14 protein-coding genes and 1 pseudogene are annotated in these 15385 nt (G+C 64.0%); 4 read left to right on the top strand and 11 right to left on the bottom strand.

Annotation, left to right across the window (positions count from 1 at the left end):
• Positions 1 to 190 precede the first annotated feature (190 nt).
• The 3 genes from P6U25_RS17710 (at position 191) to P6U25_RS17700 (ending at position 3692) form a co-directional block, all read left to right on the top strand.
• Positions 191 to 1174, top strand: coding sequence for an ATP-binding protein (locus tag P6U25_RS17710; RefSeq protein WP_407152397.1), 984 nt, complete (start codon positions 191 to 193; stop codon positions 1172 to 1174).
• 60 nt (positions 1175 to 1234) lie between these two features.
• Positions 1235 to 1708, top strand: coding sequence for a hypothetical protein (locus tag P6U25_RS17705; RefSeq protein ID WP_407152396.1), 474 nt, complete (start codon positions 1235 to 1237; stop codon positions 1706 to 1708).
• A 358-nt stretch (positions 1709 to 2066) separates the two neighbouring features.
• A complete protein-coding gene (locus tag P6U25_RS17700) occupies positions 2067 to 3692 on the top strand; it encodes a porin (protein WP_407152395.1) in 1626 nt (541 codons plus the stop codon).
• A 66-nt stretch (positions 3693 to 3758) separates the two neighbouring features.
• Here P6U25_RS17700 and P6U25_RS17695 read toward each other — a convergent pair whose 3' ends face one another.
• Together P6U25_RS17695 and P6U25_RS17690 are read right to left on the bottom strand one after the other, a co-directional pair.
• Complete coding sequence (locus P6U25_RS17695; protein ID WP_407152394.1) at positions 3759 to 5096, bottom strand: peptidoglycan DD-metalloendopeptidase family protein; 1338 nt, start codon at positions 5094 to 5096, stop codon at positions 3759 to 3761.
• 109 nt (positions 5097 to 5205) lie between these two features.
• Positions 5206 to 5856 carry a protein-L-isoaspartate(D-aspartate) O-methyltransferase gene (locus P6U25_RS17690; RefSeq protein WP_407152393.1) on the bottom strand — a complete coding sequence of 217 codons (651 nt, stop codon included), beginning with the start codon at positions 5854 to 5856 and terminating at the stop codon, positions 5206 to 5208.
• 382 nt (positions 5857 to 6238) lie between these two features.
• Between P6U25_RS17690 and P6U25_RS17685 the strand changes: the two genes are divergently transcribed.
• On the top strand, positions 6239 to 6616 hold the full coding sequence (locus tag P6U25_RS17685; RefSeq protein ID WP_082747522.1) for a response regulator: 378 nt from the start codon (positions 6239 to 6241) through the stop codon (positions 6614 to 6616).
• Between the two features lie 66 nt (positions 6617 to 6682).
• Here P6U25_RS17685 and surE read toward each other — a convergent pair whose 3' ends face one another.
• From surE to P6U25_RS17640, 9 genes and pseudogenes are all read right to left on the bottom strand, one after another.
• Entirely contained in the window at positions 6683 to 7450 is a 768-nt protein-coding gene (gene surE, locus P6U25_RS17680; protein ID WP_407152392.1) for a 5'/3'-nucleotidase SurE, read from the bottom strand.
• Between the two features lie 236 nt (positions 7451 to 7686).
• The gene (gene serS, locus P6U25_RS17675) at positions 7687 to 9018 is read right to left on the bottom strand and encodes a serine--tRNA ligase (RefSeq protein ID WP_407152391.1); all 1332 of its coding nucleotides are present in this window, start codon (positions 9016 to 9018) and stop codon (positions 7687 to 7689) included.
• A 202-nt stretch (positions 9019 to 9220) separates the two neighbouring features.
• A complete protein-coding gene (gene tatC / locus P6U25_RS17670) occupies positions 9221 to 10033 on the bottom strand; it encodes a twin-arginine translocase subunit TatC (protein WP_407152390.1) in 813 nt (270 codons plus the stop codon).
• Positions 10030 to 10554 (bottom strand): Sec-independent protein translocase protein TatB, encoded by a 525-nt coding sequence (gene tatB / locus P6U25_RS17665; protein WP_407152389.1) that lies wholly within the window; start codon positions 10552 to 10554, stop codon positions 10030 to 10032. The genes tatC and tatB overlap by 4 nt, the downstream gene beginning before the upstream one ends.
• Before the next feature lie 159 nt (positions 10555 to 10713).
• Complete coding sequence (locus P6U25_RS17660) at positions 10714 to 10947, bottom strand: twin-arginine translocase TatA/TatE family subunit (RefSeq protein WP_407152388.1); 234 nt, start codon at positions 10945 to 10947, stop codon at positions 10714 to 10716.
• A 180-nt stretch (positions 10948 to 11127) separates the two neighbouring features.
• Positions 11128 to 11973 (bottom strand): annotated as a pseudogene (gene scpB / locus P6U25_RS17655) (SMC-Scp complex subunit ScpB); the annotation flags it as partial.
• Positions 11974 to 11994: 21 nt separating this feature from the next.
• Positions 11995 to 12816 (bottom strand): segregation and condensation protein A, encoded by an 822-nt coding sequence (locus P6U25_RS17650; RefSeq protein ID WP_407152387.1) that lies wholly within the window; start codon positions 12814 to 12816, stop codon positions 11995 to 11997.
• Positions 12813 to 13835, bottom strand: coding sequence for a beta-N-acetylhexosaminidase (gene nagZ / locus P6U25_RS17645; RefSeq protein ID WP_407152386.1), 1023 nt, complete (start codon positions 13833 to 13835; stop codon positions 12813 to 12815). Before nagZ ends, P6U25_RS17650 begins: the two co-directional genes overlap by 4 nt.
• 46 nt (positions 13836 to 13881) lie before the next feature.
• The gene (locus P6U25_RS17640; protein ID WP_407152385.1) at positions 13882 to 15348 is read right to left on the bottom strand and encodes an SPOR domain-containing protein; all 1467 of its coding nucleotides are present in this window, start codon (positions 15346 to 15348) and stop codon (positions 13882 to 13884) included.
• Between the last annotated feature and the right edge of the window lie 37 nt (positions 15349 to 15385).

Here is a 15385-nt window from a genome sequence, read left to right as displayed (position 1 = left end):
CGGACAATCCTCGGTAAGACGGGAAAGAACCGGCCACGCCCTCTGGTCCTTCGGGCGGTATGGCGGTCCGGGCAAATTCGCGCGGACTATAGCGGCAGCGGTCCCAATTGCAACGTTAACGGCCCTTCATTTAGGCGGCTTGCGAGAGGAGCGCCAGCCCGATAAGGCTGCGCCGTCAGGAACTGGAAAAATGCCGAAAAAAGCCAAGAAAATAGTCAGCAAGACAGCCAGCAAAACACCGCCCAAAGCTGCCGCCAAAACACCGGCAAAAGCCGCGACAAAACGCCCGGCAAACGCGCTCGATGGCGCGACCGCCGAGCGGATCGCGAATGCTCTGGAGACGATTGCCAGCCGCCTTGCGGCGGCGTCTCCCGCCTCCGATCCGGCCGAGTCGCTGGGCGCCGCCGACGCCTTTGTCTGGCACCCCGACGGGCGCCTGACCCCGGTGCCGCGGGTCAGCCGCGTCGAGATCGGCCTGCTCAAGGGCGTCGACCGGATGCGCGATATCCTGATGGAGAACACCGAGCGCTTCGCCAATGGACTTCCCGCCAACAACGCGCTGCTGTGGGGCGCGCGTGGCATGGGCAAGTCGTCGCTGGTAAAGGCCGCGCACGCCACCCTCAACCGCGACCGCAAGGCGGCCGACCGCCTGAAGCTGATCGAGATCCACCGTGAGGACATCGAGAGCCTGCCCGGTCTGATGGAGCTTCTGCGCAGCTCCCCGTTCCGCTTCATCGTGTTCTGCGACGACCTCTCCTTCGACGGCAACGACGCATCCTACAAGTCGCTGAAGGCGGTGCTGGAAGGCGGCATCGAGGGGCGCCCCGACAACGTGATCCTCTATGCCACGTCGAACCGGCGGCATCTGCTCGCGCGCGAGATGATCGAGAACGAACGCTCGACCGCGATCAATCCCGGCGAAGCGGTCGAGGAAAAGGTGTCGCTGTCGGATCGCTTCGGTCTCTGGCTCGGCTTCCATCGCTGCAGCCAGGACGAGTATCTGGCGATGGTGAAGGGCTATTGCGACCATTTCGGCATCAGGATCGCCGACGACGAGCTCGAGCGCGAGGCGCTGGAATGGTCAACCACGCGCGGCTCGCGCTCCGGCCGCGTCGCCTGGCAATTCACCCAGGAGCTGGCCGGACGGCTGGGCGTTCGGCTGAGCGGCGCGTAGCCGGGAAGGTGATCTTGCGAACCGCCTTCTGATTCGGCTTGGCTCGAGTACACTGGACTCATGCCAGCCGATCCAAACGCAACCGCAAGACGATGTGGTGATTGCACCGCCTGCTGCGACGGCTGGCTGAAAATCCGGATCCTCGACCACGACGTCTATCCGGGGCATCCCTGCCCGTTCAGCGGCGCGGGCAAATGCGCGATCTACGACGTGCGCCCGGTCGATCCTTGCCGAAATTTCGTTTGCGGTTGGCTCGCTCCGACAAGTCCGCTGCCCGAGTGGATGCGGCCTGACAGATCGCATCTCATCTTTCTACCGGCCAGCTTCACGTGGCGGGCCATTCCGGTCGATGTCGCGGTCGCCGTCGGCGCACGTCCGAAAGCGAAAGCGCGTGCATGGCTCGAAGCCTTCAGCCGCGACACGCGCCGGCCTCTGCTGTTGCAAGCGGACGGTGAATGGCAGGCCCATGGTCCGCCCGATTTCCTGCGCGACATGGTCGAGCGCCTAGCCCGCGGTGACGACGTCTTACGGTAAGATAAAACCTCCCACACGTCCAAGTCGTACGGAACTTCTGGCATTCAATATCCCAGACGCGTCACCAATCTCGCAGCGCATCTATAATTTGTCAGCCTTACTGTCACATATTAGCTGAAATAATTTTATTCGTAAAATCAGATAGTTGATAAAATGACGAAGTTTATTCCCAAGTCAGACCTGCGACATTTTGATGCACTGCACTAGTACTATTGTACCATTTTTGTCACGAAGCATCTTTATCTATGTGATCTCGTTACGGTCCATGTATTTGGTATCTGGCATACATTAGCGTTTCGCCTGTTTGCGACCGGCAGCACCCCGCTGACGTGGTTTTGGCAAACGGGGGAAACATCAGATGAAGAAGACACTTCTCGCAGGAACCGCATGCGCGGCGATCTGCCTCGCGCTCACGCAACAACCGGTGCGGGCGGCAACGCTCGATGACGTGATGGCACGTCTGGATGCACTCGAACGCAACAACGCGAAACTCGCCAGGGAAAACGCGCAGCTACGGGATCGCGTGAATCATATCGCGAGCCGTCCGGCGCCGGCCGTGGCAACCGCGCCAGCGCCAAAGGGCAACCCGGTGCAGCATGCGGCCGTCGCCCCCTCCCCGGCCCCTGCGCCCGAACATGCGATCGTCAGCATCGGCGGCGCGCCGATCTACAGCAAGGCGCCGGGCGGCAACGCCTTCGTCGACAACACGACCGTGACCCTGTACGGGCACGTTGATCTCTCCGGCGACGTCTTCAACGCCGGCGTCTTCGACCAAGGCACCAAGTTCGGCGTGGCGAGCAACCTCACTTATTTCGGCGTTCGCGCGCGACACAATCTTGAACCTTACGGTTTCCCGGGATGGGCAGCAATCGCACAGTTCGAATCTCTCGTCGAAGTCGCCGCGGTCCCGACCGAGCGCGCCGCGTTCGGTACGCGCGACAGCTTCATCGGAATGGAAACCCCATGGGGCACCGTCAAGGCCGGCAAATCCGACACGCCCTACAAGCGAGCAACCTCAAAGTTCGATCCATTCTCGGCGACGCTCGGCGACTACAACTCGATCATGGGCAACACGGGCGGCGATCTGCGCGCCGAGTTCGATTGGCGTGCGGCGCACGCCGTCTGGTACGAGTCGCCGATCTGGAATGGCTTCCAGGCAACCGTGATGGTGTCGCCCGGACAGAACACCGCAAGAGACAACAGCGACTTCGCGCTCGGCGACTTTAACTGCCCCGGCACGTCGGCGCGCGGAAGCGGCAGCGGCTTCCCGCTCACCTCGGCGCCAGAGGGCTGCACCGACGGCTCATATGGCAACCTCTACAGCGCATCGCTGAGCTATAATCAGGGACCATTCACGGCGGTCGCCGCCTACGAGATGCATGAGGGCACCAACCGCACCGGCGACGAGGCCGTCACGCCGCTCAGCAATGGCGGCGTGCTGATCGTGCCGCCGGGAGCGGTCGGCATCGCCAACGAATGGGCCGCGAAGCTCGGCGCCGGATACGGCTTCAACGACGGCATCGGCAAGCTGCAGCTCTATGGCATCTATGAGATGCTGCGACGCGAGCACACCGTTGCCGATTTCAACGAACGCTCACGCGATGGCTACTTCGTCAGCGCCACGCAGTCCATCGGCGCCTGGGATGTCAGCGCGTCCTGGGCTCACGCCAACGCATCACCGGGCTCGCCCGGGACCGGTGTGTTCAATACCTACACCGTCGCTCCGCCGGCGGGATCGGCCGACTTTGCACTCAACACCGTCGACAGCAGCGCCGATCAGTATGCGGCGGGCGTCAAGTACCACTTCAGCCCATTCGCGACCTGGTATCTCGTCGGCAGCTATCTGCGCAACGGTCCCGGCGCGCACTACTGCCTCGGTGTGAGTGGTCACGGCTACGGGGTGTGCGGACGCGACGCCAACAACAACGTGGTGGCCGGCAACAACGCCAAGGCGGTCACAACCGGCATGACGTTCGACTTCTAAATCAAATCAAGACGGGGAGGCTCCCCGCCTCCCCGTCTTGCGGGTCCACAATGTAACGGCCTCAAGCTATGCGCCGTTGAGGAATTGCAGGGGATCGACCGGCGACGAGCCCTTGCGGATCTCGAAGTGCAACTGCGGCGAGCCCACCTCACCCGACTGTCCTGATTTGGCGATCACCTGGCCGCGCTTGATGGTATCGCCACGCTTCACCAACAGCTCGCTCGCATGAGCATAGGCCGTGACGTAGCCGTTGGCGTGACGAACCAGCACGAGGTTGCCGTAGCCCTTCAGCTCGTTGCCCGAATAGGCGACGACACCGTCCTCGGCGGCCTTCACCGGCGTGCCTTCGGGCACCGCGACGTTGATGCCGTCGTTGACCTTGCCGTTGGTCTTGGCGCCATAGGCGGTGATCACCTTGCCGCGCACCGGCCAGCGGAAGGTCGGCAGGGCGCCGGTTGCTTCGCTCGATTTCACCGCCGGCGTTGCCGCCGCGGCGGCCGGCTGTTCGACGTTCTCGGTCGGCTGGACCAGCCGCGCGCTTTGCTGCGGCTGCGCGGTCGCGACCATCTTCGGAGCGGATACCACAGGGACCGGGGCCGGCGCGGGAGCCATGGCCGCAACGGCCGGCGCAGCGGGCGCGGCAGCCGCGGTTTTCGCGCCCGGCACCATCAGCTTCATGCCCAGGCTGAGCCGGGCCGACTGGTCGAGATTGTTGGCCCGCGCCAGCTCCACCACGGAGATGTGGTGCTGGCGCGCAATGCTGTGCAGCGTGTCACCGCGATTGACGTAGTAGACGCCGGCCGGCGCAGCCGCCACCGCAACCGGCTTGGCGGCCGGGGCGGGCGCAGCCGCCGTCTCGGTCGGGCGCGGAATAATCAGTTGCTGGCCGGGTGACAGCGCGCGCGGCCCCTTGTAGCCGTTGGCGCGCAGGATCTCGGCAGTCGAGACATGATAGCGCTTCGCCAGCACCTCCAGCGTATCGCTGGTGCCGACGATGATGGTCGTGCCGTTGTGAGCGGCCGCGACCGAATGCGGAACGCTTCCCGTGGATTCGATGTGCGGGCGCGCCGGCGGCGGCGCATAGGACGCAAGGCCGCGCCCCCCTCCGGAGACGCCGCTGGACACCGGATATGACTGCGGCGCCGACACCGGCGGGGGCAACGGCTGCGACTGATACTGCGGAGACTGCGACTGCGGCCGCGCATATTGCGGCAACTCGCGCGGCGGCGCCTGCACGGCACCGGTCGGCTGCGGATCAAAGGCGAAGGGGTTTTGCGAGTAGGAGCTTTGCGAGAAGCGCGACGACATATCGGCGCTACAGCCGGCAAAGGCAACTGACATCAGCGCCAGCACCGCGACCTGCGGCGCGCGACGCGAGCGAAGCAACTCAACAACACTCGACATGGTTACTCACTCGTACGCAACTAACGACAGTTTTGAGTAAACACGTGCCGAGTAAATAACGGCTTAACCCTGGGAATAAGATCTTGGCCGCAAGCGGCAATCCGCAATTCTACAGCTCGCGTGCAATCCCCGACAGCGCCGGCACGAAACGGACATCGACCAGGTCCTTGCGGTCAAATCCGGTCTCCGTTCGCGTCACGCGAACCAGGGTCTGGGTGCCGTGATGCGGTCCGACCGGGGCAATCAGGACGCCGCCGGGCTCCAGCCGTTCCATCAGCTTGTCCGGGATCTGCTCCATCGCCGCGGTTACGATGATGCGGTCGAAGTCGCCGGCCCCGGTCGGCACATCGAAGCCATCGCCAAGCAGCACCTCGACGTTGTAATAGCCGAGCTTTTCGAGCCGCTTGCGGGCGCTATCGGCCAGCGTCCGGTAGCGCTCGATGGTCAGCACCAGCCGGCATAGCCGGGACAGGATGGCTGCCTGGTAACCGGACCCGGTGCCGATTTCGAGCACGCGATGGTCTTTCCTGAGCTGGAGCTGCTCGGTCATGTAGGCGACCACGAAGGGCTGGCTGATGGTCTGCCCACAAGCGATCCCAAGCGCGCTGTCACGATAGGCGTCGTCGCGGTCACTCGGCTCGACGAAGTCCTCGCGCGGCACCTCCTCCATGGCCCGGAGCACGGACAGGTCGCTGATTCCGCGGCGCCGCAGGGTCAACTGGAACTTCATTTTCTCGGGCGGATCTGGGTTCACGGCCATATTCGTCAACATCTTTGGACAGCAATCCGGGTATTTTAGATATCTTCATGCCGCCGGAATCAGAAATACCGCGTTAAGGAAAAATTTCCGCCCGTTCCTGATCCGGAACCGCAACTGCTTTCTCGTTTGCGAGCGTCGCTACCATTCCCCATATGATCGGCGACGGCGTGCGATCGAAGCCCGTACCCAAAGAGGTGGCGCGGGCATTGCCGAAGATGAAGCAGGCCACCGGCGTGCGAGCCTGCTGTGCCGAACAAGTCAGGCTTGGGCGGACAGGATAATTCGCTGCTGCACGCCGGAAAGGCAGCAATTCCCAAACCTTTGCGTTGCGCCTTTTGATCTTATTTGCGAGCTTAGCTCTGGGACGGGCAAGGATTCCATCATGACAGCGACACGGCCGGCGGGCTGTTCAGTTTTCCTCGTGGAAGACGAGGTCATGATCCGGATGATGGTCGCCGACATGCTGGAGGAACTCGGCCATAGCGTCGCGGCCGAAGCTGGCGAAATCGGTGAAGCGGTCAAGCTCGCGCAATCCACGGAGTTCGATCTCGCCATCCTCGACGTCAACGTCAACGGCAAGGTGATCACCCCCGTCGCCGAACTGATCAACGCACGCAACCGGCCGTTTATCTTCGCGACCGGTTATGGGTCCTCAGGCCTGCCCCCCGAATACCGCGACCGCCCGGCGCTGCAGAAACCGTTCCAACTCGAAACGCTGGCCCAGGTGATCTCCAGCGCGATGAGGGGCGCGCCAGTTTAACTATTGAACGAACTCGAAGCCCCGGATGCAGCGCAGCGCAATCCGGGAGGCACGACGCGTTGATACTTACTTCAAAGTCGCTGTCAGCGCTTCCGAAAACGCTTCGTCCGTGCGGTCGAGTCGCAGCGGCGTCACCGAGACATAACGTGCTGCAAGCGCGGCGAGGTCGGTACCCTCGGCCGGTGCATCCATCATCGCGGCGCGCTCGAAGCCGATCCAGAAGTACGGATTGCCGCGCCCATCGTGCCGACGATCGATCTTGAGGAAACCAAGATTGCGCTTGCCCTGCCGTGTGATGCGGATGCCCTTGACCTCGTCGGGCATGCAGGACGGGAAATTGACGTTGACGACGGTGTTCTTCGGGATCCCCGCTGCGAGCACCTTGCGCACGATGTCCGGTCCGAACTTGAGCGCGGTCTCCCACAGCGGCTTGTCGCGCGTCTCGACGCTGAATTCCTGCGACAGCGCAAACGACGGCAATCCAAGAATGGTGCCTTCCAGCGCGCCGGCGATGGTGCCGGAATAGACCACGTCCTCGGCGACGTTGCGGCCCTTGTTGACGCCGCTGAGCACCAGATCAGGCAGCTTCTCGCCAAGGATGTAGCGCGCCCCCATGATGACGCAGTCGGTCGGCGTGCCGCGCACCGCGAAATGACGGGGGCCGACTTCGCGCAGGCGGAGCGGATCATTGAGCGACAGGGAATGCGAGACGCCGGACTGGTCGAGCTCGGGCGCGACGATCCAGACATCGTCCGACAAGGCCCGCGCGATCTGCTCGACGGCCTTCAGTCCGGGAGCGTGGATGCCGTCATCATTGGTGCAGAGAATTCGCATCCGTCTAAATGCCTTTTGTTCTGATTCGACGCGGTTTTTCTTGAACTGACACGTCGTCTTAACCGGCTAGGGCCGCGGAGGCAAACCCGGCAAAGTCCCGCCCCAACGGGTCAATCGGGCGCGCCAGGGACGACCCAACCTGGCGCTTCGGGCGATCTTGCGGCTGAAAACTGGCCAGGGCGCAGCCGCGGCCGGCCTCGCTTTGAGCGAGGAGCTGCTCGAGCGTCGGCTCGCCCTTACGCGCCGTGCTCGATGACCTTGAGGCCACCCATATAGGGCTGCAGCACATCGGGCACGGCGATCGAGCCGTCCTGCTGCTGATAGGTCTCCATCACCGCGATCAGCGCGCGACCGACCGCCGTGCCCGAGCCGTTCAGCGTATGCACGAAACGCGGCTTGCCGTCGGGGCCGCGATAACGCGCATCCATGCGGCGCGCCTGGAAATCGCCGCACACCGAGCAGCTCGAGATCTCGCGATAGGCGCCGCCGTCGCCCTGCCCCGGCATCCACACTTCGATGTCGTAGGTCTTCTGCGCGGAGAAGCCCATGTCGCCGGCGCACAGCGTCATGACGCGATAATGCAGGTCGAGGCGGCGCAGCACCTCCTCGGCGCAGGCCAGCATGCGCTCGAGCTCGTCCTTGCTGGCTTCGGGCGTGGTGATCGAGACCAGCTCGACCTTGGTAAACTGATGCTGCCGGATCATGCCACGGGTATCGCGACCAGCGGCGCCAGCCTCCGCGCGAAAGCATGGCGTCAACGCCGTGAGCCGCATCGGCAACTCTTTTTCATCAAGGATGGATTCGCGTGCGAGATTGGTCAGCGAAACCTCGGCGGTCGGAATGAGGCCGAGGCGCTCGCTGCGCAGATCGGCCCCGGGCGCGGCAAGCAACTCACCCTTGATCGCCCAGAACTGGTCATCCTCGAATTTCGGCAACTGGCCGGTGCCGAACATCACGGCATCGCGCACCAGGAGCGGCGGATTGATCTCAGTATAGCCGTGCTCGCCGGTGTGCAGATCGAGCATGAATTGTCCGATCGCGCGCTCGAGCCGCGCGAGGCCCTTCTTGAGCACGACGAAGCGAGCGCCGGACAGCTTCGCTGCCGCCTCGAAATCCATGTAGCCGAGCGCGACGCCGAGATCATCATGCGGCTTCGGCGCAAAGCCATAGTCGCGTTTCTTGCCGAACACATGGTGCCGCACGTTGCCATGCTCGTCGACGCCATCGGGCACCTCGTCGAGCGGCAGATTGGGAATCGAGGACAGCTCTTTCGCAAGCTCCTCGTCGGCCGTCTTCGCCGCGGCCTCGAGCTGCGGCATCGTAGCCTTGAGCTCGGTAACCTCGGCCATCAGCTTCGCCGCGCGCGGCTCGTCCTTAGCCTTCTTGGCGTCGCCGATCTCTTTCGAGGCCGCATTGCGCCGCGCCTGCGCCTGCTCGGACGCCAGGATCGCGGCACGGCGCTTCTCGTCGATCGCGAGCAGCGACGACGACAAGGCCTGAAGTCCGCGGCGCTTCAGGCCGGCGTCGAAGGCTGTCGGGTTGTCGCGGATCGCTTTGATGTCGTGCATGGTGATCGGGGTCCTAACGTCGCTCGCGCAGATAACGTTGTATGTCAACGTTTTGGCGCGCCTCCACTAGCACAACTGTCATCGCCCGCGAAGGCGGGCGATCCAGTATTCCAGGGACGTCCGGGATCGGTCGAGAGGCTGCGGCGTACTGGATACCCCGCTTTTCGCGAGGTATGACGGCCATGTGCGAGAATAAAGCGCCCTACTCGGCCGGATTGGCCGCCGGCGGGGCACCCGACGACGTAGAAGCTGTGGCAGCCGCGGCCTTCTTTTCCACGATCCGCACCGCGATGATCGCGCCCTCGTAGAGGGCGAGCAGCGGGACCGCGAGCGAAGCCTGGCTCAGCACATCGGGCGGCGTCAGCACAGCCGCGATAATGAAGGCGATGACGATGAAATAGCGCCGCTTCTCCTTCAGCATCCTCGAGGTGACGATGCCGATACGCCCCAGCAGCGTCAGGATGACAGGGAGCTGAAAGGCGATGCCGAAGGCAAAGATCAGCGACATCATCAGCGAAAGATATTCGCCGACCTTAGGCAGGAGCGCGATCTGCGCGGTCTCCGCCCCTCCCGCCTGCTGCATCCCGAGAGAGAAGCGGATCAGCATCGGCAGCACGACGAAATAGACCAGCATCGCCCCGGCGACGAAGAAGATCGGCGTTGCGATCAGGTACGGCAGGAAGGCGTTGCGCTCGTGCTTGTAGAGGCCCGGCGCGACGAACTTGTAAATCTGGGTCGCGACGATCGGGAACGAGATGAAGCCGGCGCCGAACAGCGCGAGCTTGAGCTGCGTGATGAAATATTCCAGCAGCGCCGTGTAGATGAATTTCGAATTCTCCGGCCCCGCCACCCACACGAACGGCCATACCAGAACGTTGTAGATCTGCTTGGCGAAGAAGAAGCAGAAGATGAATGCCACGCCGAACCCGAGCAGCGCCTTGATCAGGCGCGAGCGAAGCTCGATCAGGTGATCCATCAAAGGGGCCTTGCTGGCCTCGATGTCTTCGGCAGTCATGACGCTTTGGCGTCCTTGCGCAGATCGGGTTTCGCCGGCGCCACGTCCTGCGGCACCGGTTGTGGCTGGACCTCGTTGGTAACCGCAAGCGGCTCACTGGTCGCGGCGTGCGTCTCGGCCTCGACGAAGGTTTCCGGCGTCGGTGCGACAGGAGTCGTCGGTGTCACCGGTGCATCGCTTGTCGATGCCGCCGGTGCGTCGGTCGCGGACGCTACCTGCGCATCCACGGGCTTATCGATCTGAAGGGCGTCGCTGACGTCCCTCTGCAACGAGGTCATGACATTGCCGCTGGCGAGCCCGGTCGCCGCTTCCCTGACCTCGTCAAAGCTCTTCTTGAGGTCAGCCATTTCGGCCTCGCGCATGGCTTCCTGGAACTGGCCCTGGAATTCAGCGGCCATCCGGCGCGCCTTGCCCATCCATTGCCCGACCATCCGCAGCACGCCGGGCAGCTCCTTCGGGCCGATGGCGATCAGCGCGACGACCGCGATGACGACCAGTTCACTCCACCCGATATCGAACATGAATTCTTCCGCCTAAGCGCGCCGCTACGGCCTCATCCGCCCTAACAGGATTTCGGGCTGCCAGCGCCTGTTCTCAACCGGCGTCCATAGCGCGTCCGAGCGACGGCGTCACCGCCTCGCGCAAATAAAAACGTCGAAATATGCGTCAGTACAATGGCCTTAGACGGCCTTGCTGCCGACATCCGAGCGCGCGGCCGACGGCGCTGCATTGTGATCGATAGCCTTGGTGGGCTCCGGTTTGTCTGCAACCTTGTCGTCGTCCTGCATGCCCTTCTTGAAGGCCTTGATGCCCTGGGCGACGTCACCCATCAGGTCCGAAATCTTGCCGCGTCCGAACAGCAGCAGGACCACTGCGATCACAACGATCCAGTGCCAAATGCTAAGCGAACCCATCCTGCAACCCTCCAGAAATGGCCGGCGAGCCGGCCTGAACTTTGCCGGAAGGTAGGCCCGCGGGGTGTCAAAAACAAGGACCTCGGCCGCGGCAAATCGCTGTCGCGGCTACGTAATATTGCTAGGCTGAACCGGGAATATTTCGGGCTATTCGCCCTTCTCCTCGGCGCCGTCGCCATCGCTCGCGTCGTCTGCGCGGGCTTCCGCTTCGCCAGCGTCGGGCTCGGCCGCTTCCGATTCAGCGGCAACCTCGGCCTCGACCTCGGCTGTCGCTTCAGTTTCGGCGGTCGCTTCGGTCTCGGCCTTCTGTTCGCCGGGCTCCGGCTCGGCGGCAGGCGCGAGCAGCAGTTCCAGCGTGTCGCCGGGCTCGAGCGGCTCTTCATCCTCGCGCAGCGCAGCATCGTCGGAAGGTGATGGAACACTGAATCCGGTCGGCAGGCGCGAGTCGAGCAGCCCCGTGCCCTTGAGCTCTTCAAGCCCCGGCAGATCGGTCAGCGCTTCCAGGCTGAACTGCGACAGGAACCCATCGGTGGTTCCGAAGGTCAGTGGTCGGCCCGGCGTCTTGCGGCGCCCGCGAGGCCGAATCCAACCGGTCTCCAGCAGCACGTCGATGGTTCCCTTCGAGGTGACCACGCCGCGGATCTCTTCGATCTCGGCGCGCGTCACCGGCTGGTGATAGGCGATGATCGCAAGCACCTCGATCGCCGCGCGCGACAGCTTGCGGGTCTCCGTGCTCTCGCGCGTCATCAGCCACGACAGATCGCCCGCGGTACGGAACGTCCACTTGTTGGCGACGCGAACCAGATTGACGCCGCGCGGAGCATATTCCGCCTGCAACTGCGCGAGCGCGGCCTTGACGTCGACGCCATCAGGCATCCGTTTTGCCAAAGTCGCCTGATCGATCGGCTCGCTCGATGCAAACAGCAAGGCCTCCAGGAGCCGCAATTCTTCGGGACGCGCGATCGGATCCATAGGAGCAACCTCCTCCTCGACCTCTTCTATGCGTCGTTCTGCCAGGCTTGCCATGGCATGCTCTCCTTCTTCCACTTACTCGACCGATAGGTCCGGTGCCGCCGCGGCGGCTTGTGGTGGACGCTTTCGGAAATAGATCGGCGCGAACGCCTGCTTCTGATTGATCTCCATCTCGCCCTCGCGAACCAGTTCGAGCGCCGCGGCGAAGCTTGAAGCGAAAACCGTTGCTCGCTGCGTGGGATCGGCGACGTAGTTCATCAGGTACTCGTCGAGGCAGCTCCAGTCCTCAGCGATGCCGACCAGTCGCTCCAACGAGGCGCGCGCCTCCGCCAGCGACCACACGGTGCGCTTGGCGAGATGAACCGAGGTCAGCACCCGCGACTGACGTTGCGTCGCATAGGCCGACAAGAGGTCGTAGAGCGTCGCGGTGAATTTCGGATGCTTGATCTCCGCGATCGATTCCGGATTGCCGCGCGGAAAGATATCGCGCTGGAACTGCGGCCGGTTCATCAGCCGATTGGCCGCCTCGCGGATCGCCTCGAGCCGGCGCAGCCGGTTGGCGAGCGCGGTCGCCATCTCTTCGGCGCTCGGCCCTTCGGCCGTCGGCGGCTCCGGGAGCAGCAATCGCGACTTCAGGAACGCGAGCCACGCCGCCATGACCAGATAGTCGGCGGCAAGTTCGAGCCGGATTTTGCGGGCCGCCTCGATGAACGAGAGGTACTGATCGGCGAGCGCGAGGATCGAGATCTTCGCGAGGTCGACCTTCTGCTGGCGGGCGAGCGTCAGCAACAGATCGAGCGGGCCCTCATAGCCCTCGACGTCGACCACCAGCGCGGGCTCGCCTTCCGCCACCTCGGCCGGCCGCCCCGTCTCAAACGATAGAATTTCAGCGGTCATGCCGTCCCTACCCGATTCAACAACGCGTCCAGTTCTGCCCGGGCCGATTGCCTGTCGAACGGCTCTGGCGGCTTCCGTGCGGCCAGCGCCCGATTGGCGCGCTCAAGCGCCTGGCCAGTCAGTTCCGGCGTCTCTCGTGCAACCTCGCGCATTTCATCGATGTTGCCGTTGCAATGCAGGATCATGTCGCAGCCGGCGCTGACGATGGCCCGGGTCCGTTCCGCGATCGATCCGGCCAGCGCATTCATCGACACGTCATCACTCATCAACAAACCCGGGAACCCGATCAGGCCGCGAATCACCTGTTCAATGATTGTCGCAGAAGTCGTCGCCGGATGGGCGGGGTCGAGCGCGCTAAACACAACATGTGCGGTCATGGCCATCGGCAGGTCCGCGAGCGGCTGGAAGGCGGCAAAATCGGTCCTTTCCAGCTCGGCTTTTGCGGTGTCGACGGTCGGGAGCCGGAAATGGCTGTCTGCCGTGGCCCGTCCGTGGCCCGGGATATGTTTGAGAACCGGCAGGACGCCGCCCTGTTCCAGGCCTTGGGTGACCGCCCGCGCGATCGCTGCGACCTTTCCCGGTTCGGCTCCATAGGCGCGATTGCCGATGACTGCGTCGGCTCCGGAGACCGGCACGTCCGCCAAGGGCAGGCAATCGACGGTAATGCCAAGATCGATCAGATCGGCCGCGATCAGCCGCGAACTGAGCCGGGCCGCCGCTAGGCCCAATTTCCGGTCGATGTCGTAGAGGGCGCTGAAGCTTGCGCCGGGTGGGTAGACCGGCCAATGCGGTGGACCCAGGCGCTGCACCCGCCCGCCTTCCTGGTCGATCAGGACCGGAGCATCGGCATTGTCGACTGCAGCCCTTAGTTCCGTAACAAGAGCCGAGACTTGCGTGGGAGTCTCGATGTTACGCTTGAACAGGATGAAGCCCCATGGCCGCTCGGCGCGAATGAATTCGCGCTCGGGGTCATTGAGAACCAGCCCGGAGGTACCTGTGATGAATGCACGGCTCGCCATGCGGCCGATTAGGCCGCATGGGGTTCACGGGTCAAGGAAACGGCCGTTAATTCCTTTGGACGACGCACTGTCCGCCGGCGGATTTCAGATTTCCGCAGAATTGCGACGCCTCTTCCGGCGATCCGAACGGCCCGACCATCGCGCGATAGTAGACACCCTTCTCGCCGAGGTCGGCCCGCTTGATTACCGGCGAATGCCCGCCAAGCACGCCCGGGAACTTGCTCTGCAGTGCCCGGTACGACGCCTGGGCGTCGGCCTCGTTCCGCTGCGATGACACCTGAACCAGGTATCCGCCGCTGCTGATCGAGGCTGTCGGTGCCGTCGATGCCACCCGGGTCGGAGCCCCTTCGGGCTGGCTGCCCGGCGTCAGTGACATGGGCTGGTTCGCGCTCGCATTGGCCAAAGCCGGATTGCCGCGAGAGGCCGGCGCCCTGACGGCCGCCTGAGGCTTGGCGGGTGCCTGGGAAGGTGCGCCATCAGGATTATCGCCCTTGACCGACAGAGTCCGGATCTTGCGCGGCTCATTGTTCGGCAGCGTCCCGTTGGCCGTGATCGGTGGCGGCGGCGCAGTCGTAGTCCCTACGCTCGATACCGGCGGCGGGTTCGCGTTGGCGTTCAGCGGCGGAAACACGACACGAGGTCCAGCCGTGTTTGCGCTGACGTCCACCGGCGTCTCCTCGCGCGACACGATCTTCTCGGTGCCGTCACCCGTGGCCATCCGGTCCGGCGCCTTGGCGGGCGCATCAGCCTGGGCCGGGATCACTTTGGTCGGTGTGTTATCGGCCTTGATGATCGGCGGCTCACCGCTACGAGGTGAGCCGACATAGGTGCGATAGGCAAACGCGCCCCCGGTCCCCAGCACCGCAAGTGCCAGCACCGCGGCGACGGTCATCAGGCCGCTGGTCCGGCGGCGCGGCTCGGGCTCTTCCTCATAACCCTGATAGGCATAGGGATCATCGGGATAGGCCGGTGGGCGCTGCAGATCCTGCTCGCTCGATTCCAACTGCCCATACAGCGCGTCGTCGTAGCGCGACGGATCGTGGTCGTGACCCGCACTCTGGTACTGCGGGTCCTCGCCGTAAGTTTCGGCCTGCTGGTAGGTCTGCTCCGGCTGATATGCCTGAACCGGCTCGGGCTCAGTCTGCGCCTGCTTGGGCGCATATCGGTGCAACGGGTGCACTGGACGCGGCTGGTAGTCACGCTCCGGTTCGTCGTAGCCCACCTGGGGCTGCGGGGGCGGCGGGGCAGCCTCCTTGCGCGCGCGCTGCATCCAGGGCGGCGGCCCAGCGGGCGGCGCGTCATTCTCGACCGGCGGCTCATAGGGTTGTGGCCGCGCATTGGCCCGCGATTGCAGCGGCTGGGGCTTGCTGGCGTTGCCGAACGGATCGGTCTGGCCGATCAGCCGGGCCAACTCGGCAAGCGGATCGCTGTCGGCCTTGGCCGCTTCGGGATAAGCGCCGCCATCGTAATCGTCAGCGGCGGGAAAAGGTCTGTTCTGATATCGATCAGCCATTGTGATGATGCATCCCCTTCGGGACAGCGCCAAGATC

This window comes from Bradyrhizobium sp. ORS 86 (assembly GCF_045571475.1).
GTDB lineage: Bacteria > Pseudomonadota > Alphaproteobacteria > Rhizobiales > Xanthobacteraceae > Bradyrhizobium.
The sequence above is the reverse complement of the archived record's forward strand: the minus strand, read 5'-3'. Positions and strand labels throughout refer to the sequence as shown.